Raw genomic sequence first — 22576 nt, 5'->3', positions numbered from 1 at the left:
ATTTCATCCGGTGCGGAGACTATTTGCTAGACCAATGTATAGAAGATGCCGGATTGCCACTTCTTGACTTAGCGCAATCGGATTGCGGAATATTTCACCCGCGACACAACCCAAGCGGGATGAAGGCGAATTTTTGCAAATAAAAAAGCGCGCCGATCTTGTGGCGCGCTTTGCATTTTACCTTTTCATGAACTTAGCCGACCGGCGACCAGCCGTCGTCTTCGCGCAACTCTGCATTGGCAATGTCATCGGCGGCATTGTTTTGCCCGCGGAAGCCGGTTGCAATCAGATAAGCTTCCGGGCTTTCGGGGCGTGATGCCGGTGGTTTGGCATGTTTGGATACGCGGAAGTTCTTTTTGACCCGATTCAAAAGATCATTTTCCGTACCGCCCTTGAACACCTTGGCGATGAAAATACCGCCCGGTGCCAGAACTTCTTCGGCAAACAGCAAAGCATGTTCGACCAGATCGATAATACGGATATGGTCGGTCTGGCGATGGCCGGTGGTTTCGGGCGACATATCGGAAATCACCGCATCAACCGGCCCATCAAGGGCCTGCTTGATCATGTCAGGCGCTGCAGGATCAAGGAAATCGGCCTGCAAACAGGTTGCACCGGAAAGACCTTCCCATTCCAGAATATCAAGCCCGACGACCTGACCGCGTCCCTGTTTTGAACCGACCATGTCAACCGCAACCTGCGTCCAGCCGCCCGGTGCCGCGCCAAGGTCGACAATGCGCATGCCCGGACGCAGCAGATCGAACTGATTGTTGATTTCAATCAGCTTGAAGGCCGCACGCGACCGATAGCCAAGGCGCTTGGCTTCCTGCACATAGGGATCGTTCAGTTGCCGGTCGAGCCAGCGGGTCGAGGAAATCTTGCGTCCCTTGGCACTTTTGACGCGCGTCCGCAGCCCGCGCCGTGCGCCGGTATCGATCGCAGCAATGGCTGAACCCTTGCGGCGACGCGTCCCGCCTTTTCCGCTGCTATTGTCGGTCATGTTCTTTACCTGAACTGAAACGTGTTAAAGGCCAGTACGATCCGATGGCGCGATGCCGATCATGGATTGGCCGAAATATGGGACACTGTATGACGTCGCGCATCGCACGGGTCAATAGCATGACCGTCTGCGCGCATCAAATCGACCAATATTCCCTCGCGAAGGCCACGATCGGCAACTTTTAGCGTCGCCAAGGGCCAGATATCGCGAATCGCGGCAAAGATCGCCGCCCCCGCATCCATCAGCTCGGCCCGCTGATTCCCGATACAGGGATGGCCTTTGCGTTTGTCGGCTTCCATGCGCAGCAGCAATTCGGTGACGCGTTCCGCATCATCGAACCGCAAATCCGATCCATCAACCTTGTGGCGCTCGTACCGCTCAAGGCCAAGGGCAATACCGCAGAATGTTGTCACGGTGCCAGAAGTACCAACCATCTGCACCTTGCCATCGTCAAGAATGTCCGAACAGCAATTGCGGCTGGCGAAATCGCGCAGGCGGTCGCGAATTTCAGTGCGCATTGCTTCGAACCGTTCGCGGCGCTGTTCGATCCCGGCATAACGTTCGGTCAGGCACAGAACCCCGCAGGGCATCGAAAGCGTTTCAATGCACTGGGTCTGGCCCATATTGTCTACCTTGATCCAGCAGATTTCCGTGCTGCCACCGCCAATGTCAAACACCACCGCATAGGGGCGCTCGTCAAGCAAAGCTGAACAGGCCTGAAGTGCCAAACGGCTTTCTTCGTCCGGATTGATGATTTTAAGTTCAATACCAGTTTCGTCAAAGACCTTCCGGACGAATTCATCGCGATTTTTGGCCGTTCGGCAGGCTTCTGTCGCCACCGCATGCAGTTTTGCACCGGGATGCTTGCGCAGTTTTTTCGAACAGACCTTTAACGCGTCAATCGCACGATCCATTGCCGCCTGACAAAGATAACCTTTTTCCCGCACACCTTCGCCAAGACGCACAACGCGCGAAAACGCATCAATCACCTTGAACCCGTCTTTGCAAGGGCGCGCGACCAGCAGACGGCAATTCGAACTGCCCAGATCAATCGCGGCATAAAGCGGGGGATGACTGGTCGTGGGGTGCAGCGGGCGATCCACAACAAGGCTGTCGGCAGGCAAACTCGATGATGGCACAACGCACGGCGCATCCATCACGGCATTTCCGGCCATGGCAGCACCGCCTTCAGGGCGGATGGCCCTGTGCGTGTCGCTATGGGGAGATACCTGTTTCACCTGCTCTGATCTGCCTTGCTTGTCGGTTACAAATTCTTTGATCGCATCAACACGACAATTATATGACGTTCCTGCGAATCACACATATGAGTTTACCGACAATGTTGCACAAGGCAAATCCCGTATGCATTTAACTCATGGAGGAGCGGCTTCACCCCCGCGCCCAAAGACGTAACGGGCAAAAAAGGTCTTGCCAAAGTGCCATCGGTTTAATAAATAGCGGCCCACGCCACACGGCGTTCAAGGCTCTGTTGGGGAATAGGTTAACGGTAGACCTACGGACTCTGACTCCGTCAGTCCTGGTTCGAATCCAGGTTCCCCAGCCAGCCTTTGCTTGCTTTGCAAGCTTTGGTGAGGTTCGTCTCGTACAAATATGTACCGAGCAGTAAATCGCACCCCCCCTGCTGGGGAATAGGTTAATGGTAGACCCGCGGACTCTGACTCCGCTAGTCCTGGTTCGAGTCCAGGTTCCCCAGCCATCTTTCTGATCTGCATATCCCTAACCATCACGATTTTTTTTTTGCAGCACAAAGCCGTGATTGTCTTATGTGGTGCAACAGTTCTTTTCCTGTCAGGCAGGAAAGCCGGGAACGCAGAGAAAAGATATTCGACGCTTTTTGGAACCTGCCGCCTATGCGGCACGTTGGGCTATCACGATCTGTGACAAATCACAGGCAACGAATGCACATTTGGCAACAAAGGAGCATGAGATGCTTACCGATATGTACCGATCCCGAAACGCTTCCCATCCGACCATCATCGATCGTGTTGATCCGGTAATCTGGTCCGATCAAGGCCATTGCCCGATGATCACGGCCGAGGATGAGAAGTTTTATGAAAAGAACGGATTTCTGTTTCTGAAAAATGTTTTCAGCGATGGGGAAATCGCCAAGCTCCGCCGCGAGGCCGGGCTGGTCGAAAATTCCGACCCGACCGACGAAGAGGTCATTTCAGAACCGGGCAGCGACGAAGTCCGTAGCGTTTTCCGTGTTCATAACAAAAGCGATGTGTTTTCGAAGCTGATATCAGATGACCGCCTGGTCGCGATTGCCGAACATTTCCTTGATGACGATGTTTACATTCATCAATCACGGGTCAATTTCAAACCTGCCTTCAAGGGCAAGGAATTCTTCTGGCATTCGGATTTTGAAACCTGGCACACCGAAGACGGCATGCCCCGCATGCGTGCCCTTTCGATGTCGATCACTTTGACGGATAACTCGGCCCATAATGGCCCGTTAATGCTGATCCCGGGATCGCATAAAAAGTTCATTTCCTGCGTCGGAGAAACTCCCGATCAGAACTACAAAAACTCGCTCAAGATACAGGAAATCGGCACTCCTGATCAGAAAAACCTCTCGGAAATGGTCGATGAGAACGGGATTGTCGCACCAGTCGGCTCCGCCGGGTCGGTTCTGATTTTCGAATGCAACACACTGCACGGGTCGGGCAACAACATCACCCCCTACCCGCGGTCGAACCTGTTTTTCGTTTATAATGCGATGTCAAACAGGCTGGTTGCGCCGTTTGGCGCTACGAAGCCAAGACCGAACTTTCTTGCCGCGCGCAAAGATATTGTTCCGGTACGTAGCGGCCGTCAAAAAATACAGGCCGCCGAATAACCCGCTCAGGATGACAGGAAGCAGGGCGGCGACGCTCCCTCCGCCCTGTTGAAATCACCGGTTGCCTTTTCGCTTACGGGGCGTATGCCAGCCTCGGTCAGGATGATATCGACCGGAATGTCATATTCATGTGGAAAGATATCGGCGATGCGCGTGGCTTCAAAGCCGACACCGATAACAAGTGGACGCACCGCCATCGCGGCAAGTGTCCGGTCAAAAAATCCGCCACCATATCCCAACCGATAGCCACGACCGTCAAATCCGACCAGTGGCGCGATCATGACATGGATAGGCACGGCTTTGGTCCCGACCGGTTCGGGAATTCGGGCAAAACCCGGCACCATTTCGGTCTGTTGCGTCCAGTCATGAAACACCATTGGCTGATCCTTGCCCGATACGATTGGCAAGGCTGCCTTTCCACCATGTTCGATATGATCGGAGATCACCGGACGCAGATCGATTTCATTCTGGATCGGCCAATAAAAACCGATTGTGGCATTGGGACGCACGGAAAGGATATCGGCAAGTTTCGCGCAAATAACAGCTGATCGTTGCGCGTAACACTTCGGGTCCATTTGACTGCGCCACGCCAAAAGTTGCTTGCGCACCGCCTTTCGCCACCCGGATACGGCGATATCGTCGGGCTTTTCAGGCGGGTTGGGCAAAATGATCCGGGTCATGGGGCGTAACCTGATGGCGATGTCGGAAACGGGCGTGATAGACAAATTTAACGCAAAAAGGCCCTGAAACGAATAACGCGCCGGAGACCGGCGCGTTAACGGTTGTCAGCAAAAGCTGCAATCCAAAATCAAATTACATGATGGAGAGTTCTTCTGCCGACATGCGGCCGTTACGACCTTCAATCAGCTCGAATTGAACCTTCTGACCCTCATCAAGTCCCTGCAAACCAGCGCGCTGAACAGCGGTGATGTGCACGAATGCATCCTTGCCGCCTTCGTCCGGGGTGATGAAGCCATAACCCTTGGTCGCATTGAACCACTTAACCGTTCCGGTAGCCATATCCGTAGTCGTCCTTAGTTTTGGTAATCGCATTTCCCAAGCGCGGAAAATGCTTAAGTTACGTCCCTGCAATACGCTTTTGAACCAGCGTTAGAAACCTCAACCAGAAGGCAACAACACAGACCAAAGATGCACTGCATCGTTTCAACATTTACGCGAATTTGGACCTTCACGCAACGAATTCGTGTTTGAAGTTCTTTATTCAACCCTGATGGTTAGCCGGTATTTTGCGAATATTGCTTGCTGATCGACGTTCAACTTTCAGCACAACCTGATCGCGCCGGGGGGCACATTGATTTCGAACGAATTTCAATTTTGACCTGCCTTGTCGTGACAAGCTACCGCCTGGCAACCTGATCAAGATCAGTGAACCCGGCCCAAACGCTTGGATTTCCCTTGGCTTCCGACGGAAGCGGCATTATTCGAACCACATTTTTCCGACCTCAGATCCGTCACCATTCCCATTCAGCCCCCCACACGCAAGAAGGCAGGCCGGATCAATCTGGCCATACCTGATTTAACAAGCAGCAGAGCGGGCCATCCGTCGCATCAGGCGCGACGGCCAAATGTGAACATTTTCACAAAATTGAACATAGAAAGATTGTTTTTCAATGCCCCAACATATGTCAGAAATCACTTTATTGCACCGAGTCCCTCGATAGTTTTCCAAAACCAGACGAGAGGCCAAAAGCGAATCACATGGCGCTTGCCCCGGCTCCACACGAAGTACCACCCGCAAATACACGATGCTTTCCCCGAACAATAAAACGGGAATATAAAACATCAATATTCAATCAAAAGAACCAACCACCTGTAGCCGTTAGGATTTCTGGCGTCCCTGTCCGTTCGTATTTCGAATGTTCGATTTTGTCATAATTGTTGACGCGGTTTCTCGTGACAAGCAGAGGCAATTCGGTTGAAGATAGAAATAAATGTGTGAAAAGCAGCACGCAGTCACAACATATTAAAAAAACGAGCAAACCGGATAATTCCGGACGGATTGGGACATAAGCAGTTGGTAAAAAGGTTAAGCCGAAGACCGGATCGGAAAACATAAATTGACTGCCACGACAAAGATCGCCAATCCACGCGACATTGCGCACAATGTCATGACGCTGATCTCCGAGTTGAATCTGCAGCCCACGCCGCAGGTTTATCACGTATTTTACAGCTATCTGACCGATGAGATTCCCGAACTGAGCCAACTGATCAAGGTCTTGATCCGCAACACTCAGGAATTGGATGAAGAAACCGTTTTCCGGATTTACCACAAATTCCTTGGCACACATGCCCTGCAACAGCGACTGAATATGGGGGTCGAAGGATTACAGGCTGCGGTCGAACGGGTCGAAGAAGCTGTTCACAGCGTCCTTCGTGAAACCGAAGGCTTCTGCGAGCATCTGGACAATGCGTCTGATCGGTTAAGCTCGGACGATATCACGCTTGAAATCGCGCGCGATGTCACACGCGGACTTTCAAGTGCCACCCGCGATGCGCACGGCCGTTATAGTGAATTCAACGGTTGCCTTGACGAGTACCACAATGAAGTTCGCCGGGTTCGCAGCGAACTGGAACTGGTCCGCCGTGATGCATTGACCGATACCCTGACCGGGATCGCCAACCGTAAGAATTTTGATGCATCGCTTCGTGATGCGGTCACGACAACGATGGAAACCGGCGCCCCGTTAAGCCTTTTGATGATCGATATCGATCATTTCAAAAACTTCAATGACAATCACGGCCATCGTGCCGGGGACGGCGTTTTGAAGGCTGTTGCCCGGGTTCTCGTCAATTCGACCAAAGGGGCGGATACCGTTGCGCGTTACGGTGGCGAAGAATTTGCCGTCATACTGCCCGACACGACATTGGAAAACGCCACGAAACTTGCCAACAAATTGCGCGACAATGTCTCAGGTCAAAGAATTATCAATAAGAAAACAGGCAAGGATTTCGGTAAGTTAACCGTTTCAATCGGCTTGACGTCTTATAAGCTTGGCGAGAATATACTGGAGTTTGTTGACCGTGCTGACGGCGCCCTTTATCAAGCCAAACAGGAAGGCAGAAATACCTGCATTATGATAATGTGACATATCTGTCAGGTTGAGACTGGAAACATCGATACGTTCTCCCAACCTTATCGGTATGAGAATATGGACACTACCAGTCCCGGGGGCTGCTGCAATAAACTGACTGTCAACCCTATCGCAGGAGCTGACGATAAATCAGACCAGCAGTACCAATCCGGGCGGAGCAAATAAATGAACAAACCGACGCGCGAACGGAAACTTGATCTTGAACACAAGGTCTTTAAATCGTTCGAGGAATGCCATTTCCAAAAGTCTGACCTTTCGGACGAGGCTCTTTTTGTGCTGAAAATGGCAGAAGGATCGGTTGTATCCCTGCCCCTTAAGGCGGTTTGCAAGGAATTCGGGATCGACCCGGATTCAAATGATGGTGAACTGATCGGCCTTGTCGACAAGTCACTGGATTTCGTCAATGTGCTGCGCCCCGGCGATGATTTGCCGCTCGAAGTTCTGACGGGCGAGGCGTCGTGGGATGTCGATGAAGATCACCGTGCAATCGCCTATAACCGCCTGACCATGCAGCTTGTCACCTGGATGTCCGGGAATGAAGAACTGATCACTGATCCCGAACAGCTGATGCAGATCGCCGAAGACCCCGGCACCAAGAAAAAGATCAATCAGGCATTCGACGAAGTCGCCGATAAACTCAATATCGGCCGCGAAAACCGCGAGGAAGTCGTCAATCTGGTTCATCAGGTCGCCGAGGAACTTTCTTATGTCGAAACGCTGCGCGACAAGTACCGCAATGTGAAAAAGATCGACACAAAGCTGCAGGAACTGCGCCGTATCTATGCACATGAAAAGGGCGTTCTGGAAACGGTCACACAGGTCATTCGCCTTATTGATGATGCGATGAAAAAGTTTGAAACCAGCTTTGACGAGATTGACGCCAATACCGGCGAAATCATGTCAGTCCTGCGTAACTTCACGACCCAGCGCCAGTATATCCGCAACAAGCGCGATGATCTGTATCGCCGTCTGCGGGCATGGGAACCGCTTTTTGAACGCTGGGATACGATGGCACTGGAACGGGGCGCACCGGCGGTGCGTCTGGTCCGCGATACATATCAGTTCCTTGCCCCACGCTTCATGAAGGTCAAGGAATGGCTGATGATGACAAAGGTGCAGGACGGGATTGCCGCAGGCCAAAGCTTCAAGAATGAAGACGAACGCATGGGCGCTCTCAAAGGCAAGATGATGCAGTGGTAACACTGATCCGACCTTGATCGCCCTGCCCTCAATTATAAAAGCGCAGCCAATGCCGCGCTTTTTCTTTTGGGCGTTAAAGTCATCCCTATTGCTTCATGATCTTTAGCGCGACATGCCCATCAATCATGGTAATCGACTTTTTCGAAGATGCCGGTACCGGCACGCGCACATCAATGCAATAGGCAATCAGGGCTGCCGCCAGTTCTGCACCTGCCGCCGGGACAATTATCGGGTCACCATGATCGGCAATGATATTGAGCCGTGCGGCAATTTCAGGCGATTTTTCAATTTCGAGCCTCCCGATCTGACCGGGCGGCAACGGCTTTCCGGTGCGGCGGCGATATCCGACCAGCGCCTTGATCAGCTCGCTTTCCTCGAAAATGATGCAGCGCAATTCGCGCATAATGGCTCTTCCTGCAAATAAACTTATACAACGATATAAGGCAGGATAATCCGTTTTAAAGAGGTTTTACAAACAAATAGGCCCCTAGCTTGACGCCAGCCAGATCCCGACCGCGATCATCAGCGTCCCGGCGATCCGATTAAGGATACGGACATTCCCGCTTTTTTCCAGAAAGTGTCGCAACGACCGGCCGCCGGTCGCATAAAGCGTCATGCAAATCAGTTCTGTCACCAGAATGATTGCCACCAGCACGGAAAGCTGCGGCGCGATAGCATGATCCAGACTGATAAAGGGTGGCAATAGAGCCACCATAAACGCCCAGCCCTTCGGATTGGCAATCGCAGTCACAAACCCCTGAGAAGCAAGCGCAAATGGGGTCGCGGGGCGGGAGGCATCAATTTCAGCGTTAAATGCCATGCGTCCGCGCGAACGCCACATCTGGATACCCAGCCACGCCAGATAGGCGCCACCCACATATTTGAAAACAGCAAAGACCGCCGGATATTCCAGCATCACCGTTGCAACACCAAGGGCCGAGGCCACCACGACAATCCCCACACCGACAAGTTCGCCCATCATCATCCAGACGGTACGGCGCACGCCGATCGTCATTCCCATTGTCAGCGCAAGGGTCATGCACATGCCTGGCGTGATCGAGACAAAGAAGGCCGTCGGGATAAAGGCCCCGATCAAAGACAGGCTTACCATCGTGTATATCCGTAAGTTGGTGGCGGCACTTGATACGAAACGTTATCGGAAAATTTTCTGGGGCATTTCGCATCGATACTGCAACAGATAACCAAGAATTTGAACACTTCAAGCGCAATCTTTGGCTTGGGTGGTTTGCCATTCTCGTATTTGATCAATTTAGCTCTATCCTATGCTGCACGCCGCCATATGGGCCCGCGACAACACCGTCGCGCTAATTTCCACCCTTAAAAGCGCATCAAAGATACAAAAATTACTTGACCTTGGCGGGCGGTCCGATGAAATTGGGTGCGTCGCCAGCACAGCCTGGCACTTCGATACCATTTGATGAAGACCGATGACCGCAGACATTTGCAACATTCCTGCAATTGCCGATCGCACCGAAGCCGATGCTTCGGGTGCCTTTGTGCTGTCTGCTCTAAACCTAATTCTCGGTCTCCTTGGTCTCGCAGCGCTCGGGTCGCTACGACTTACCCGCCCCTGAGCGTACGAAGACGGTTCGGATTACCAAATAGGTCAATCCATTTACCGCAGCTCAGGGGAACAAGTCGCGCCAAAAGGCCCGCACTCTTTCCAAATTGACGTTTCAAATTTCGGGCAAAGTCCCGCTTGATCAGGAATTACGGTAATGGCTAGTGCTAACGACAATCGCGTCATCATTTTTGACACCACCCTGCGTGACGGCGAACAGTCCCCGGGTGCATCAATGACGCTCGATGAAAAACTGCGTGTGGCACACGCATTGGCAGAAATGAAAGTCGACATCATTGAGGCAGGCTTTGCCATCGCATCGAATGGCGACTTCCGGTCAGTCAATGAAATCGCCAAACAAATCAAGGGCCCGACCATCTGTTCGCTGGCCCGCGCGGCCAAAGGCGACATCGAACGGGCCGCCGAAGCACTGGAACCGGCAGAAAACAAACGCATCCACACCTTCATTTCCACAAGCCCCCTGCATATGAAATTCAAATTGCAGATGGAACCGGAACGCGTTCTGGAAAAGGTGATTGAAAGTGTTACACTGGCACGCAAATTTACCGACGACGTTGAATGGTCGGCCGAGGACGGATCGCGCACCGAGCATGACTTCCTGTGCCGTTGCGTTGAAGCCGCGATTGATGCCGGCGCGACCACCATCAACATCCCCGATACGGTTGGCTACACCACCCCTACCGAGTACGCCGACCTGATGACCATGCTGTTTAACCGTGTGCCAAATATCGACAAGGCGATCCTGTCGGTTCACTGCCACAACGATTTGGGCATGGCGGTTGCAAACTCGCTGGCGGCTGTCCATGCTGGTGCTCGCCAGATCGAATGCACGATCAACGGTCTGGGCGAACGCGCAGGCAACGCGGCACTGGAAGAAATCGTCATGGCGCTGAAAACGCGCAACGATGCCTTCCCGTATGAAACCGGGATCGATTCAACCAAAATCATGAACGCATCACGTCTGGTGTCGGCTGTGTCGGGCTTCGTCGTACAACCGAACAAGGCAATTGTCGGCGCAAACGCCTTCGCCCATGAAAGCGGCATTCATCAGGACGGCTTCCTGAAGAATTCCGAAACCTATGAAATCATGAAACCGGAAAGCATCGGCCTGAACAAATCAAGTCTGGTGATGGGCAAGCATTCCGGCCGTCATGCCTTCAAGGAAAAGCTCAAGGAACTGGGCTTTGCCGAACTGGGCGACAATGCCATCGAAGACGCGTTCGCCCGCTTCAAGGAACTGGCCGACAAGAAGAAAGAGGTCTATGACGACGACATCGTCGCACTGGTCGATGATGGCATGCGTGATAACGAACATATCAAGTTCGTATCGCTGGCTGTTTCCTGTGGCTCCAAAGGTCCGCAGACCGCCGAACTGGAACTGAATGTGAATGGGGAAACCCGCACCGCCAAAACCACCGGCGATGGCCCGATTGATGCAACCTTCAACGCCATCAAGGCAATCTATCCCCATGACTGGAAGCTGAAACTCTATCAGGTTCATGCTGTCACCGAAGGCACGGACGCACAGGGTACGGTTACCGTCAAGCTGGATGGTGAAGACCGCACCGTGGTTGGCAATGCATCGGATACCGACACCGTTGTCGCATCCTGCGTGGCCTATGTCACCGCGGTTAACAAGCTGATCGAGAAAAGCCAGAAAACGGCACCGGACGCCATGGCTTCCTGATCAGGCATTCTGCATTTTGAGAATAAAGGGGTGGTATTTGCCGCCCCTTTTTCCGTTTCAGGGCCGGTTTCCGTCAGGTACCCCCGCTGTTTAGCAGGTATGATTGCTGTGAACCCGCGCATTCTGTGATACATTATGCCTCTTGAACGAAGGGGCCAAAGCCATGACCATGCAGCCTGTTCTTCAGTTTCATCACCGATCTGTTGCCATTACGATATTGGCGTTTTGTGCAGTCGTGATTGTCGCTATGACGCCACACGCAAAAGCCGCTGCGATTAATGATGTGCAGAAAATCGACATACCATCTCAACCTTATCCGATAAGCGGACTGCGGCAGCGTTTGATTGACGCGGGAAAAGCCATTCCCGAAGTCGATAGCAGCCTGCAATTCGATATTCCCGGCCTCTATTACCCGCCTGTGGATGAAAACGCTAAAACCGCAGCGGTAATTGCTGTTCCTGATTGTGACGACCGTTTTCCGGAAGACTGGATTACCGCGCTGCATGATGCAGGCCTTGCGGTTCTTCGCATATCGCCTGGAAAAGCCCACCCTTCGCAAAGCTATTGCACGGCCGGTACACTTGATAATCCGAAACACGGCGTGACCTATTGGGCCTTTGATGCACTAAGCGCGCTTGACTATCTGGCTGGACAGGATGGTATCGATCCTGACCGGATTGCGATTTTCGGTTACGGATACGGTGCGGCTGCCGCCCAATTCGCGATCTATCGCCACGGTCACGCCAAACGATTTGATCAGCGGTTCGTCTCGATGGTGGGACTGCGTGCCCAATGCATGTCGGAAATGGATAATTTCGTTCCCGCATTGCTGGTGACGGTAAAGGGGGATCGGCTAAACCCGCCGGCATGGTGCCAGTGGCGCATGGATCGGGACCTGCATGCGGATCGCGAACCGGTAATGTTTAAGATACTTCAAAGCAATGAAACACCGGAAAAACAAGCGACTCGCAAATTTCTGAAAGTGGAAACCGGCCCCGAGACAACTGCCCTAGTCATGGATTTCCTGCTTAAAACTGGAATAATTCTCAGGGAAGATAAACCTTGAATGAAAACGCCAACACCATATGGCGGATCATCTTTTTGCATCTTATTTCAAGTCTTGTGACCCGTCTTAATTATTCCTCAATTCCCTGAGCAGATTATTCGTGCATCGACTGGCGCGTTACGCTATCAAAGCCGGTACATTCGTATTCAAGATTTTACTATTAACCGGGGCATAGGGCAGGAATGTTTTCCAAGCTTCTTGGGGTTTTATCCTCCGACATGGCGGTGGATTTGGGCACCGCCAACACACTGGTTTACGTCAAAGGGCGTGGCATCGTCCTTAACGAACCATCCGTGGTAGCCATCACCGACGAAAAAGGCAAGAAACAGGTACTTGCCGTCGGGGAAGAAGCTAAGCAGATGCTCGGGCGTACGCCCGGTTACATTCAGGCCATTCGCCCGCTGCGCGATGGCGTGATTGCCGAATTCCACATCGCCGAAGAGATGATCAAACACTTTATCCGTAAAGTGCATGGCCGTCGCAACTTCGCAAGCCCGGAAGTCATCATTTGCGTTCCATCTGGCTCGACCGCCGTTGAACGCCGCGCCATTCAGGAAAGTGCTGAAAGTGCCGGCGCCCGCAAGGTCTGGCTGATTGACGAACCGATGGCAGCCGCCATTGGCGCGGGTCTTCCGGTCACCGAGCCGACCGGCTCCATGGTTGTCGACATCGGCGGCGGCACCACCGAGGTCGCGGTCCTGTCGCTTGGCGGTATCGTTTATGCCCGTTCGGTGCGTGTTGGTGGCGACAAGATGGACGAGGCGATCATCGCCTATATCCGTCGCACCCATAACCTGCTGGTAGGTGAAAGCACCGCAGAACGCATCAAGAAAGAAATCGGTTCGGCCTGTGCACCGGACGATGGTGATGGTGCAACGGTTGAAATCCGAGGCCGTGATCTGATGAATGGCGTTCCGAAGGAACTGATCATTTCCGAACGCCAGATTGCAGAAAGCCTTGCAGAACCTGTTTCGGCAATCATCGAGGCGGTGAAAGTCGCCCTTGAACAGACCCCGCCGGAACTGGCAGCCGACATCGTCGACAAGGGTATCGTTCTCACCGGTGGTGGCGCAATGCTTGGCAATCTGGACTATGTCCTGCGCCATGCAACCGGCCTTCCGGTTTCGATTGCCGATGATCCCCTGTCCTGCGTTGCGCTTGGTACGGGTCGTGCACTCGAAGAAAAGAAGATGCTTCGCAACGTATTGCACACCGCCTACTAAGGCGAAATGGCAAAAAACATCTCACCGGGTCATGTCCTGACTGGACGCGACTCGGTGATTTCGTTAAGGTTGAATATCCCACGGGGATTTCGGGACAACTTTTCTGATCTAATGCGGGGAATATAGTGGCTCAGCATGGCGGTCCGCAGCAGCGTATCTTTTCGCCGTTACGTACGGCGCTTCACCGCTTCGCCTTCATCCTTCTGATCGTTTCGGCGTTTGGCCTTATGCTTCTGGGCAAGGCTGATACCGTACTGATCGAAAGGATACGAGCCGCTTCAGCCGATCTTGTATCCCCGATCATGAATGTTGTTTCCCGTCCCGCCGCCAGCATCAACGAGCTGACGGAACAGGCGACCAATATCTTCAATCTCTATGAACAGAACGAACGCCTGCGTCGCGAAAACCGCGAATTGCTGGCGTGGCAGCAGGTTGCCCGTAATCTGGCGCATGAAAATGCCCGCCTGCGCGACCTTGCCGATTATACAAGCCCGCCGCCATTGCGCCTTGTCACCACCCGCGTGATTGCCGATATGGGCGGTGCCTATGCGCACAGCCTGATGGTATCGGCCGGTTCGCGCGATGGCGTGATCAAGGGACAGGCAGTTATGTCCGACGAAGGGCTTGTCGGACGTGTTGCCGAAGCAGGCTATCAGGCTTCGCGCGTTCTGTTGATTACAGACATCAATTCGCGCGTCCCGGTGATTGTTGAAAATTCGCGTGACCGTGCGTTTCTGTCGGGCGACAACACAGACCGCCCGCTTTTGACCTTCCTGACTGCGGATGCGGCGGTTGCGCCGGGTGATCGCATTCTGACATCCGGTCATGGTGGTGCCTTCCCGCCTGGCATTCCGGTTGGTGTCGTTTCATCCGTTTCGGAAAATGCTGTGCGTGTCGCACCACTGTTCCGCCGCCACCAACTTGAATATCTGCGCGTCGCCGATTATGGCCTGCAAGGCATCCTGAGCGATCAGGCCATGCGCCGTGATCAGCAGAATGATGGCGTTATCCCCAACGGGGTTGGCATCGTACCCAATGACGGGAACGATGCGGCAGAAAATATGCCAACGGTTAGCCCCGCACAGCCAACGGATCGACTTCCGTGAAGCCGGGTGTCTGGCACAGGCTGGATATCATTGCGCGAGGCTTGTTTCCGGCATTCAGCGTTTTCATTCTGTTGCTGTTCAATCTGCTGCCGATCAGCGTGCCATTGCTCAGCACCGCATCACCTGCATTACCTTTGATGGCTGTATTTTATTGGTCAGTGAACCGCCCGGATTTGCTAACCGCGCTGACGGCATTCTTTCTTGGACTGTTGCAGGATTTGCTGACAGGCCTGCCCCTTGGCGTCAGCTCGCTGGTCTTGCTGCTCGTGCAGACCGGATCAGCAAGCCAGGGCCGTTTTTTCCATAACAAGCCGTTCAGCGTAATGTGGTGGGGCTTTGCATTGGTCGCGATCCCGGCACTGCTGGTTCAGTGGCTTTTGAGTTCGGCATTAATCGGGGCCTTCTTGCCGATCAAGTCGACATTGATTAGCTATGTACTGACTGCGGCACTTTTCCCGCTTGTTGCATGGGTTCTGGCACGGGCGCAAAATACGCTTCTGCGCCATATCTAGAACAGTACCAGCTGGATCAATATTGATGTTTTGGCAATAGCTACCGGCTATGTTTGAAAGACAGTTTTCAACATGCACCGCACAGGATAAAACGGGCACGCAAGTTTCCGGAATTCCGGCGGGGCACTCCGACCAGCAGGTTTGACGACGCCGATGTGGCACCGTGACTCAGACAGATATCGCATGTTTACCCGCCGCGCCCTGATGCTCGGCGCGGGTCAGGGTATATTGCTGACCGGTCTTGCCGCACGCATGTACTATCTGCAGGTAATGGAAAGCGACCGTTACAGGGTCCTTGCCGATGAAAACCGGATATCCCATCGCCTTTTGCCGCCACCGCGCGGCCTTATTACCGACCGTTTTGGTGCTCCGGTCGCGGTAAACCGGCAGAACTATCACATCATGATCGTTCGCGAACAGGCGCAGGATGTTCGGAGGACCCTGGAAATTCTGGGTCAGATCATCGAACTTGGCCCCGACACCATCGAACGGGTTGAACGTGACGTCGCGCGCAGACGATCCTTTGTCCCGGTTACGGTGCGCGACAATTTAACTTGGGAAGAAGTTGCACGCGTCGGCGTTAACGCCCCGGACCTGCCCGGCCTGATCATTGATGCCGGTCGTTCGCGCGATTATCCCGAAGGTCCGCATCTGGCGCATACTTTGGGCTATGTGGCGGCCGTGTCGGAAAAAGAACTGACCGGCGATCCATTGCTTGAACTGCCCGGGTTCCGGATTGGCAAAAGCGGGATCGAGAAAGTTTACGATCTGGCACTTCGCGGCAGTGCTGGCACCAGCCAGGTCGAGGTCAATGCACTTGGCCGTGTCATCCGCGAACTTGACCGCGAAGAAGGCGACAGTGGCAACACGGTTGTCATGACCCTTGATCTTGAATTGCAGCGTTACGCCAACCAGCGCCTGTCAAACAAGGAAAGCGCATCTGCCGTTGTGCTTGATATTCATAACGGCGAAGTGCTTGCGATGGCATCGCATCCGACATACGACCCGAACGCCTTTACCAACGGCATTTCTCACAAGCTTTGGAACAGTCTGGTCAATAACGAATACGCACCACTGTCTAACAAGGCCGTCACCGGTACCTATGCACCGGGTTCGACATTCAAGATGTGTGTCGCCCTTGCCGGGCTTGAAGCCGGTGTGGTTACAGCCAATCAGCGTTTCTTCTGCCCGGGTCATCTTGATCTTGGCAATGCACGGTTCCATTGCTGGAAACGTGGCGGGCATGGCTGGGTCGATATGCATGACTCGATGAAACATTCCTGCGATGTTTATTACTATGAAATATCGCAAAAGATCGGCATCGACCGCATCGCCGCCATGGCCAATAAACTGGGCCTTGGCGAATTGACCGGTATAGACCTTCCCAATGAACGTTCCGGTCTGATCCCGACCAAGGACTGGAAGGAAATCCAGCTCGGCAAACGCTGGCAGGGTGGTGAAACCCTGATTTCGTCAATCGGTCAGGGATACGTTCTGGCAACGCCATTGCAACTCGCGACCATGGTTGCACGCATCGCATCGGGCAAGGCTGTTAAGCCGCATCTGACACGCGATCATGTCACCGCAGAAGGCATCACCAGCCGGGCGAATGAAGAATTCCCCGAACTTCAGGTCAACCGTGCCCATCTGGCGCGTATTCGCGACGGCATGAATGGTGTCACCAACGAATTGCGCGGCACGGCACATCGGTCGCGGATTGATATCAAGGGCATGGAGATGGCCGGTAAGACAGGCACCAGTCAGGTCCGCCGCATTACCATGCGCGAACGCCAAACCACCGGGGTTCTTGATAACAATGATCTGCCGTGGAAATACCGCGATCATGCGCTGTTTGTTGCCTTTGCACCGGTCGACAATCCCCGCTATGCCTGCGCGGTTGTTGTGGATCACGGTGGATCCGGTTCAGGCATCGCTGCACCGATTGCACGTGACATTCTGATCAAGGCGCAGGAACTGAAATCTGCACGCCCGGGCATATCGGCGGCCAACATTCAATCCACCGCGCAATTATCGCACCCGTCACAGACAGACCGCGAAGAAGAAGGCTAGAACGATGGCAAGCCGCAGATATCGTATCGGCGAAGATCCGGATTACGTGCCAATCGGTCGCCGTCTTTTAATGCTTAACTGGACGTTGGTATTGCTGATTTCCACACTGGCGGGGATCGGTTTTGCCATGCTGTATTCGGCGGCCAACGGTTCGGTTGAACCATGGGCGGAACGTCAGATGATGCGTTTTGCTGTTGGCGCCATCGTGATGATTGGCATCGCGGTTACCGATGTCCGTGTCTGGTTGAAACTTGCCTATTTTTCCTATTTCGTCGCGCTGATCCTTCTGATTGGGGTTGAAATCAAGGGGGATATTGGCATGGGGGCGCAACGCTGGATCAATCTTGGTTTCTTCCAGTTGCAACCATCCGAACTGATGAAAATCTCGCTTGTGCTGGCACTTGCGCGTTATTTCCACGGCCTGACTGTCGAAGAAGTGGGGCGCATTCCGCTTTTGATACCGCCACTTTTAATGGTTCTGGCTCCTGCGGCACTGGTGTTGCGTCAGCCTGATCTGGGTACTGCCCTATTGCTGATTGCCGGTGGCGGCGTCATCTTCTGGCTTGCCGGGGTTCGGATGTGGAAATTCGCCCTGATACTTGGCGCGGTTCTGGCAATCATTCCCATCGGCTGGCAGTTTCTGCGCGATTATCAGAAAAACCGCGTTCTGACGTTCCTGAACCCTGAAAATGATCCGCTTGGCGCGGGCTACCACATTACCCAGTCAAAGATTGCCCTTGGGTCCGGCGGCCTGTTTGGCAAGGGTTATATGCTGGGATCGCAAAGCCATCTGAATTTCCTGCCGGAAAAACAGACCGACTTTATCTTTACCATGCTGGGTGAAGAGTTCGGACTGGTTGGCGGATTGGCGTTGCTGCTGCTTTATACCATGGTAATCATGTATGGTTATGTGATTGCGCTTCGGTGCCGCAACCAGTTCGGTCGCCTTGTCGCAATCGGGATCACCTCGACCTTTTTCCTGTATGTCTTCATCAACATCGCCATGGTGATGGGACTTATCCCTGTGGTCGGTGTTCCGTTGCCGCTGGTATCGTACGGCGGCACGGTGATGATGACCATTCTTGTCAGCTTTGGCCTTCTGATGAGTGTATCAATCCACCGCGATATACGGATTTCAAGACAGGGAAATGACGACGGCCGTCAATAGCCCCAACTCAGGTGCTGATCTGATCGGCCAGATTGGCCAGATCGACAGGCATACAACGATTTCGCCCTGTTTCCTTGGCTTGATAAAGTGCGGCATCGACCAGCGAATAAAGAATGTCGGCAACATCTGTGTTTTCGCGGGATTTCAGCAATGCAACGTTTTTGGCAACTTGCGCATCCAATTTGCCAGCCGTCCCCTGTGCAGGCAGTGATATCACCCCGAAACTTGACGTGTAGTTCAAATGCTTGCCGCCGAAGGCAACAGCATCCTGTTCAACCGCGCTCCGAAGACGCTCTGCAAGGATAATGGCACCTTCCGCCCCCTCCCCCGGAAGAAGAACCGCAAATTCTTCCCCGCCCAGTCGGGCTGGTAAATCGATATCACGCAGGCTGTATCTCAAAAGCTTTGCCAGTGATACCAAAACCGCATCTCCGGCCTGATGACCATAGGTGTCATTCAAAAGCTTGAACCTATCAATATCGAGCAAAATGATACTCATCGGCGTATCGCGACGCTTCCAGATCGAAAGGTTTTCTTCAAGACGCATCATAAAAATGCGACGGTTGGCAAGACCGGTCAACGGATCTGTCGAAGCCAGCACTTCAAGCTTTCCCATGGCTTCATTCAATGCGCGCGTCCGACTTTCAACCCGCGTTTCCAGATTGACATTTGCGTCCTGCAAATCATCACGCGCGCGCTGCAACTGCCCGATTTGCCCCCGTATCATGCCAAAAAGCCCTACCGTAACCGAACTCAGCAATTGCACTTCATCGTCATGACGATACGTTGGCGGCATATCCAGCGACCGTTTAACATCCGACGGATCGGAATTGACGATGTAATGCGCCAGCTTCACCAAGGGGCGCGAAAACACAAAATAACTAAGCGAGGCAAATACCACCGCCATGGTGGCCGCAAAAACCATGTTGGCCAAAAACGACCAGGCAGACCGCGACATGAACGCAGTTACATAAACCTGGGGATTCAGGGCAACGACCAGTGTTCCCAAGGCATCGGCAGACGGGTTGTTTTCATTTTGAAGCGGGATTTCAAGCTGCTGCAAACCGCCAAACAACTTTTCCGCCCATCGCGAGGTTGGAATTTCCCCTACCGGACGTTTTCTTTGATAAAGAACGGAGCCATCGCCAAGCTGTATTTTGACACTGGAAATGGATCTTTGCAGCATCATGCCGCGCGCCATGACCTCGGCCAATGCTGCATCCTTTTTTGTCACCGCTTCGGCCGCCACAGGCAGGCTGCTATCAACAACACGCTCGTTGGCCTGCTGATAGACACCCTCAAGCCATTGATAGTCGGTGAAAATCTGAAAAGCCGTGATAACAAAACCAAGTAGCATTGCGGCCAACAGGGAATATTTAAGCTGCCTTGTCGCAACAGAACTGCCAAGCTTCAGTCCAGACAGGTCCTGAACGGTATCCTTTCCTGTCTTAGACACACGGCACCCTTTCCATTAAAGCCAGTCCAATCAGCGCGACGGTATTGGCCAATCACGTTCCTGCGCCGAATTCAGTTCCTCGATCCTGAACCGATAGTCCCTTTGTTCCGGATTGCTGACAAGGCTGAACTGTGAAAAATCAATCTTATTCCAGTCACGGTCGCCAAGAACCTGCTTGTAGGTCTCGAAATTATCCCGTGTAATTGCCTGCATTCCGAAAGATATTTCGGGATTTGTTGTCAGTTTTTCAATGCCTTCAAGGTAATCTTTTAGCAATACCATAATCCACGCACCCGCCAGAAAATGTCCGCCATGCGTCATCGTCATTTTGCCACTGGCAACATTTTCCAATCCTTCGGCGGACCAGTTCAAGCCGCCAACAAAGACATCCTTCCCGGGAACTTTTCCGAATTCTTCGATCGCCTTGATTGCACCAAGGGCGATACTGTCATTGGCAGCCCACACCGCATCCAGACAGCCACCTGTGGCAAGCCATTCCGCAGTCCTGCGATAGGCCTCCTCAAATGACCAATTGACCACAAGGCGACGCTGTTCACGAAGCAAGGGATACTGTTCCAATGCCATATCAAGCCCCCGGAGCCGCTGCAGCGACGCCGGTGTCATGCTGTCCCCGGCCAAAGACAAAAGGCAAAGGTCTTTGCGCAAACCGCCATTATGTGCGTCCTTTGCGGCAATAGCCAACGACTGGGCAATTTCAAATCCGGCACGCTCGTTATCAGGAACCAGCGTCGCAATCCAGAAGCCGAGTTCCCTGCCCGGTCGGCCAAATCGCTGCTTTTGTTCATCGGTGAGATCATTGAGCAGCATCAGAACCGGGATGCTGCGTTCCTGCGCCTCAAGAACGATCCGGGTACCTTGCTGATGTTCATTAACCGCGATGATGTAATCGGGCGGGGGATTTATGGCAAAAACACGATTGGCGCTTTCGGCCATCTGTTTCCAGTCACGGTCGCTGTCAAACACAACAAGATCAAAACCGAACTGATCGGCTGCGGCCTGCATGGTGTCGCGCACGTCTTTCCAGAAACCGCGATCACCATAACCCGGATTGATAAAAGCGATGCGCGGTTCGGAAACATTGTTCAGGTCACGCGCATCAACATGCATCGCGCCCCCCAAAATCGCGCACAGCGCAGCGATCCAGCTTACAAGTTTCAAAGACTATTCCCTCGACACCGGTCACAGGCCTTTCCCGCCGTGCAAAGGACGATGATCGCCTGTTTATTTTCAGTGTCGCCGCATTAACCAATTATATCCGAAAGGTCAAATCAAGTTGGCCTACGGAAGGATCAGATCGTCTGGGCGGCACCATCCAAACGCAACATGACTTCCTGCTGAACCGCACGGAAAAGCGCCGCATAATCCAGATTGACATAGTCAATCTGCCATTCGACAAGTTTGGCGAAAAGTTCCGCATTGGGCGTATCGATGAAAATCATCGTCTCAAGACCACGCGCCTTTGCTTCATGTATTGCGTCGCGCGTCACATTTTCCTCAAGAAATTCGAAAATATGTGCCTGTTCATGATGGATCGCCTGTTCTAGCGAACCGGCAATATGAAGCTGCACATTGCGCCGGATATCCGGTGCAATCCGGCGCAGGTCGTCACGAATGTCGGCAGAAAAAGAACTGACAAAAACATCGTTTCCGAAGGCAAAACCATCAAGCATGTCGACAACCCTGCCCGCATCTGCCTGCTTGATCTCGCAATATATTTTCACCCGCCCCTTTAGACGGCGCAGAAAGTCTTCAAGCCGCGGCACCGGCTCGCCTGCGAATGCCGGATTGAACCAAGAACCGGCATCCAGCCGGTCAATTTCCGCGCTGGTCATTTCCGCAATGGCACCGGTGCCATCGGTTGTGCGGTCCACGGTTGCGTCATGAATGACATACAGAACTTCGTCGGCGGACTGGCGCACATCGAATTCGATATAGTCCGCCCCCGCCACAATCGCACTTTCGGCGCTGGCAAAGGTATTTTCCGGCGCATTAAGGCTGTCGCCACGGTGATAAACAAGTTGTACTGGCTTCACGGGACCCTCCATATGGCTCGACTGGCCATAGGGAAGGTAGGTCGACAGTCCCGCGCGCAGCAAGCATGTCAGGTCAATTTAACCTTACTGTTACCTTGCCTGTTACGTCGCGAAACCGCATCCGGAAGATATCAGGCACAAAAATTATGCGGCGTCCCGCAAACAGCAGGACACCCAAAAGTCACCGAAAGGAAGCCCAGTCTAACCAATATCGCGCAACGCACGGGCCAGTTCGTCGGTCGACATACTCGCGCGATTCTCGATCCCGTGCTGCTTGGCAAGGTGATAAAGATCGTCGCGCCGCCATTTTTCATAGGCCGGTTCGAACTGTCTTTCTCGCGATGACGTTGCCGGCGCATTTCCAGAAAATTTCTGATAGCTAGCCACTTTTGCCTCCTGAGGGGGATGGTCTTAAGCGGAACTGGCATCGGGCAATTTCGATGCCCTTTGTGACACTG

At 53.2% G+C, this 22576-nt stretch carries 20 protein-coding genes and 2 tRNA genes; 12 read left to right on the top strand and 10 right to left on the bottom strand.

The annotated features are described in order from the left end of the window. Window positions 1–193 precede the first annotated feature (193 nt). Window positions 194–1000, bottom strand: a complete 807-nt coding sequence (locus tag IT971_RS05155; RefSeq protein WP_007090790.1) for an RlmE family RNA methyltransferase — start codon at window positions 998–1000, stop codon at window positions 194–196. A 59-nt stretch (window positions 1001–1059) separates the two neighbouring features. Further along, window positions 1060–2238, bottom strand: a complete 1179-nt coding sequence (locus IT971_RS05150; RefSeq protein WP_223305027.1) for a Ppx/GppA phosphatase family protein — start codon at window positions 2236–2238, stop codon at window positions 1060–1062. 252 nt (window positions 2239–2490) lie between these two features. Here IT971_RS05150 and IT971_RS05145 point away from each other — a divergent pair. The 3 genes from IT971_RS05145 to thpD all read left to right on the top strand — a co-directional run bounded on the left by IT971_RS05145 (window position 2491) and on the right by thpD (window position 3860). Next, window positions 2491–2564 (top strand) — tRNA-Gln (locus IT971_RS05145). A 79-nt stretch (window positions 2565–2643) separates the two neighbouring features. Beyond that, a tRNA-Gln gene (locus IT971_RS05140) sits at window positions 2644–2717 on the top strand. Window positions 2718–2948: 231 nt separating this feature from the next. Continuing rightward, entirely contained in the window at window positions 2949–3860 is a 912-nt protein-coding gene (thpD, locus tag IT971_RS05135; RefSeq protein ID WP_063093577.1) for an ectoine hydroxylase, read from the top strand. Window positions 3861–3865: 5 nt separating this feature from the next. Here thpD and IT971_RS05130 read toward each other — a convergent pair whose 3' ends face one another. Further along, window positions 3866–4540 (bottom strand): 5-formyltetrahydrofolate cyclo-ligase, encoded by a 675-nt coding sequence (locus IT971_RS05130; protein ID WP_063093495.1) that lies wholly within the window; start codon window positions 4538–4540, stop codon window positions 3866–3868. Between the two features lie 133 nt (window positions 4541–4673). After that, a complete protein-coding gene (locus IT971_RS05125) occupies window positions 4674–4880 on the bottom strand; it encodes a cold-shock protein (protein WP_007090786.1) in 207 nt (68 codons plus the stop codon). A gap of 1058 nt (window positions 4881–5938) precedes the next feature. Between IT971_RS05125 and IT971_RS05120 the strand changes: the two genes are divergently transcribed. Together IT971_RS05120 and IT971_RS05115 are read left to right on the top strand one after the other, a co-directional pair. Continuing rightward, a complete protein-coding gene (locus IT971_RS05120; protein WP_063093496.1) occupies window positions 5939–6967 on the top strand; it encodes a GGDEF domain-containing protein in 1029 nt (342 codons plus the stop codon). Between the two features lie 171 nt (window positions 6968–7138). Beyond that, window positions 7139–8173: a hypothetical protein gene (locus tag IT971_RS05115; protein WP_007090784.1), complete on the top strand. Its 1035-nt coding sequence runs from the start codon at window positions 7139–7141 to the stop codon at window positions 8171–8173. Between the two features lie 85 nt (window positions 8174–8258). Here the strand turns inward: IT971_RS05115 and IT971_RS05110 are convergent, their stop codons facing one another. Then, the gene (locus IT971_RS05110; RefSeq protein WP_007090783.1) at window positions 8259–8576 is read right to left on the bottom strand and encodes a hypothetical protein; all 318 of its coding nucleotides are present in this window, start codon (window positions 8574–8576) and stop codon (window positions 8259–8261) included. An 84-nt stretch (window positions 8577–8660) separates the two neighbouring features. Next, window positions 8661–9284: a LysE family translocator gene (locus IT971_RS05105; protein WP_007090782.1), complete on the bottom strand. Its 624-nt coding sequence runs from the start codon at window positions 9282–9284 to the stop codon at window positions 8661–8663. 628 nt (window positions 9285–9912) lie between these two features. On the opposite strand from IT971_RS05105, the gene IT971_RS05100 reads away from it, so the two are divergent. The 7 genes from IT971_RS05100 to rodA all read left to right on the top strand — a co-directional run bounded on the left by IT971_RS05100 (window position 9913) and on the right by rodA (window position 18608). After that, the gene (locus tag IT971_RS05100) at window positions 9913–11463 is read left to right on the top strand and encodes a 2-isopropylmalate synthase (RefSeq protein ID WP_063093497.1); all 1551 of its coding nucleotides are present in this window, start codon (window positions 9913–9915) and stop codon (window positions 11461–11463) included. Window positions 11464–11626: 163 nt separating this feature from the next. Then, window positions 11627–12529 (top strand): S9 family peptidase, encoded by a 903-nt coding sequence (locus tag IT971_RS05095; protein WP_063093498.1) that lies wholly within the window; start codon window positions 11627–11629, stop codon window positions 12527–12529. A 182-nt stretch (window positions 12530–12711) separates the two neighbouring features. Further along, window positions 12712–13752 carry a rod shape-determining protein gene (locus IT971_RS05090; protein WP_007090779.1) on the top strand — a complete coding sequence of 347 codons (1041 nt, stop codon included), beginning with the start codon at window positions 12712–12714 and terminating at the stop codon, window positions 13750–13752. A gap of 125 nt (window positions 13753–13877) precedes the next feature. Next, window positions 13878–14858: a rod shape-determining protein MreC gene (mreC, locus tag IT971_RS05085; RefSeq protein WP_063093499.1), complete on the top strand. Its 981-nt coding sequence runs from the start codon at window positions 13878–13880 to the stop codon at window positions 14856–14858. Then, window positions 14855–15370: a rod shape-determining protein MreD gene (gene mreD, locus IT971_RS05080; protein WP_007090777.1), complete on the top strand. Its 516-nt coding sequence runs from the start codon at window positions 14855–14857 to the stop codon at window positions 15368–15370. Before mreC ends, mreD begins: the two co-directional genes overlap by 4 nt. Before the next feature lie 183 nt (window positions 15371–15553). After that, window positions 15554–17440, top strand: a complete 1887-nt coding sequence (gene mrdA, locus IT971_RS05075; protein WP_065701926.1) for a penicillin-binding protein 2 — start codon at window positions 15554–15556, stop codon at window positions 17438–17440. A gap of 4 nt (window positions 17441–17444) precedes the next feature. After that, on the top strand, window positions 17445–18608 hold the full coding sequence (rodA, locus tag IT971_RS05070) for a rod shape-determining protein RodA (RefSeq protein ID WP_007090775.1): 1164 nt from the start codon (window positions 17445–17447) through the stop codon (window positions 18606–18608). A gap of 7 nt (window positions 18609–18615) precedes the next feature. On the opposite strand, the gene IT971_RS05065 is transcribed toward rodA, so the two are convergent. The 4 genes from IT971_RS05065 to IT971_RS05050 all read right to left on the bottom strand — a co-directional run bounded on the left by IT971_RS05065 (window position 18616) and on the right by IT971_RS05050 (window position 22505). Beyond that, window positions 18616–20064, bottom strand: a complete 1449-nt coding sequence (locus IT971_RS05065) for a GGDEF domain-containing protein (RefSeq protein ID WP_063093500.1) — start codon at window positions 20062–20064, stop codon at window positions 18616–18618. A 30-nt stretch (window positions 20065–20094) separates the two neighbouring features. Then, window positions 20095–21243, bottom strand: coding sequence for an ABC transporter substrate-binding protein (locus IT971_RS05060; protein ID WP_063093501.1), 1149 nt, complete (start codon window positions 21241–21243; stop codon window positions 20095–20097). A 131-nt stretch (window positions 21244–21374) separates the two neighbouring features. Continuing rightward, window positions 21375–22118, bottom strand: a complete 744-nt coding sequence (locus IT971_RS05055) for a glycerophosphodiester phosphodiesterase family protein (RefSeq protein ID WP_063093502.1) — start codon at window positions 22116–22118, stop codon at window positions 21375–21377. A 201-nt stretch (window positions 22119–22319) separates the two neighbouring features. Next, window positions 22320–22505: a hypothetical protein gene (locus IT971_RS05050; RefSeq protein ID WP_037992343.1), complete on the bottom strand. Its 186-nt coding sequence runs from the start codon at window positions 22503–22505 to the stop codon at window positions 22320–22322. Window positions 22506–22576: the final 71 nt, after the last annotated feature.

The organism is Thalassospira sp. B30-1 (assembly GCF_015767575.1).
GTDB classification, from domain to species: Bacteria; Pseudomonadota; Alphaproteobacteria; order Rhodospirillales; family Thalassospiraceae; genus Thalassospira; species Thalassospira xiamenensis.
The sequence above is the reverse complement of the archived record's forward strand: the minus strand, read 5'-3'. Positions and strand labels throughout refer to the sequence as shown.

Coding starts and splice junctions, on each gene's coding strand:
- IT971_RS05115 (WP_007090784.1), top strand. CDS start 7,139: ATGAACAAACCGACGCGCGAACGGAAACTTGATCTTGAACACAAGGTC.
- thpD (WP_063093577.1), top strand. CDS start 2,949: ATGCTTACCGATATGTACCGATCCCGAAACGCTTCCCATCCGACCATC.
- IT971_RS05130 (WP_063093495.1), bottom strand. CDS start 4,540: ATGACCCGGATCATTTTGCCCAACCCGCCTGAAAAGCCCGACGATATC.
- IT971_RS05155 (WP_007090790.1), bottom strand. CDS start 1,000: ATGACCGACAATAGCAGCGGAAAAGGCGGGACGCGTCGCCGCAAGGGT.
- IT971_RS05090 (WP_007090779.1), top strand. CDS start 12,712: ATGTTTTCCAAGCTTCTTGGGGTTTTATCCTCCGACATGGCGGTGGAT.
- IT971_RS05095 (WP_063093498.1), top strand. CDS start 11,627: ATGACCATGCAGCCTGTTCTTCAGTTTCATCACCGATCTGTTGCCATT.
- IT971_RS05100 (WP_063093497.1), top strand. CDS start 9,913: ATGGCTAGTGCTAACGACAATCGCGTCATCATTTTTGACACCACCCTG.
- IT971_RS05105 (WP_007090782.1), bottom strand. CDS start 9,284: ATGGTAAGCCTGTCTTTGATCGGGGCCTTTATCCCGACGGCCTTCTTT.
- IT971_RS05110 (WP_007090783.1), bottom strand. CDS start 8,576: ATGCGCGAATTGCGCTGCATCATTTTCGAGGAAAGCGAGCTGATCAAG.
- IT971_RS05125 (WP_007090786.1), bottom strand. CDS start 4,880: ATGGCTACCGGAACGGTTAAGTGGTTCAATGCGACCAAGGGTTATGGC.
- rodA (WP_007090775.1), top strand. CDS start 17,445: ATGGCAAGCCGCAGATATCGTATCGGCGAAGATCCGGATTACGTGCCA.
- mrdA (WP_065701926.1), top strand. CDS start 15,554: ATGTTTACCCGCCGCGCCCTGATGCTCGGCGCGGGTCAGGGTATATTG.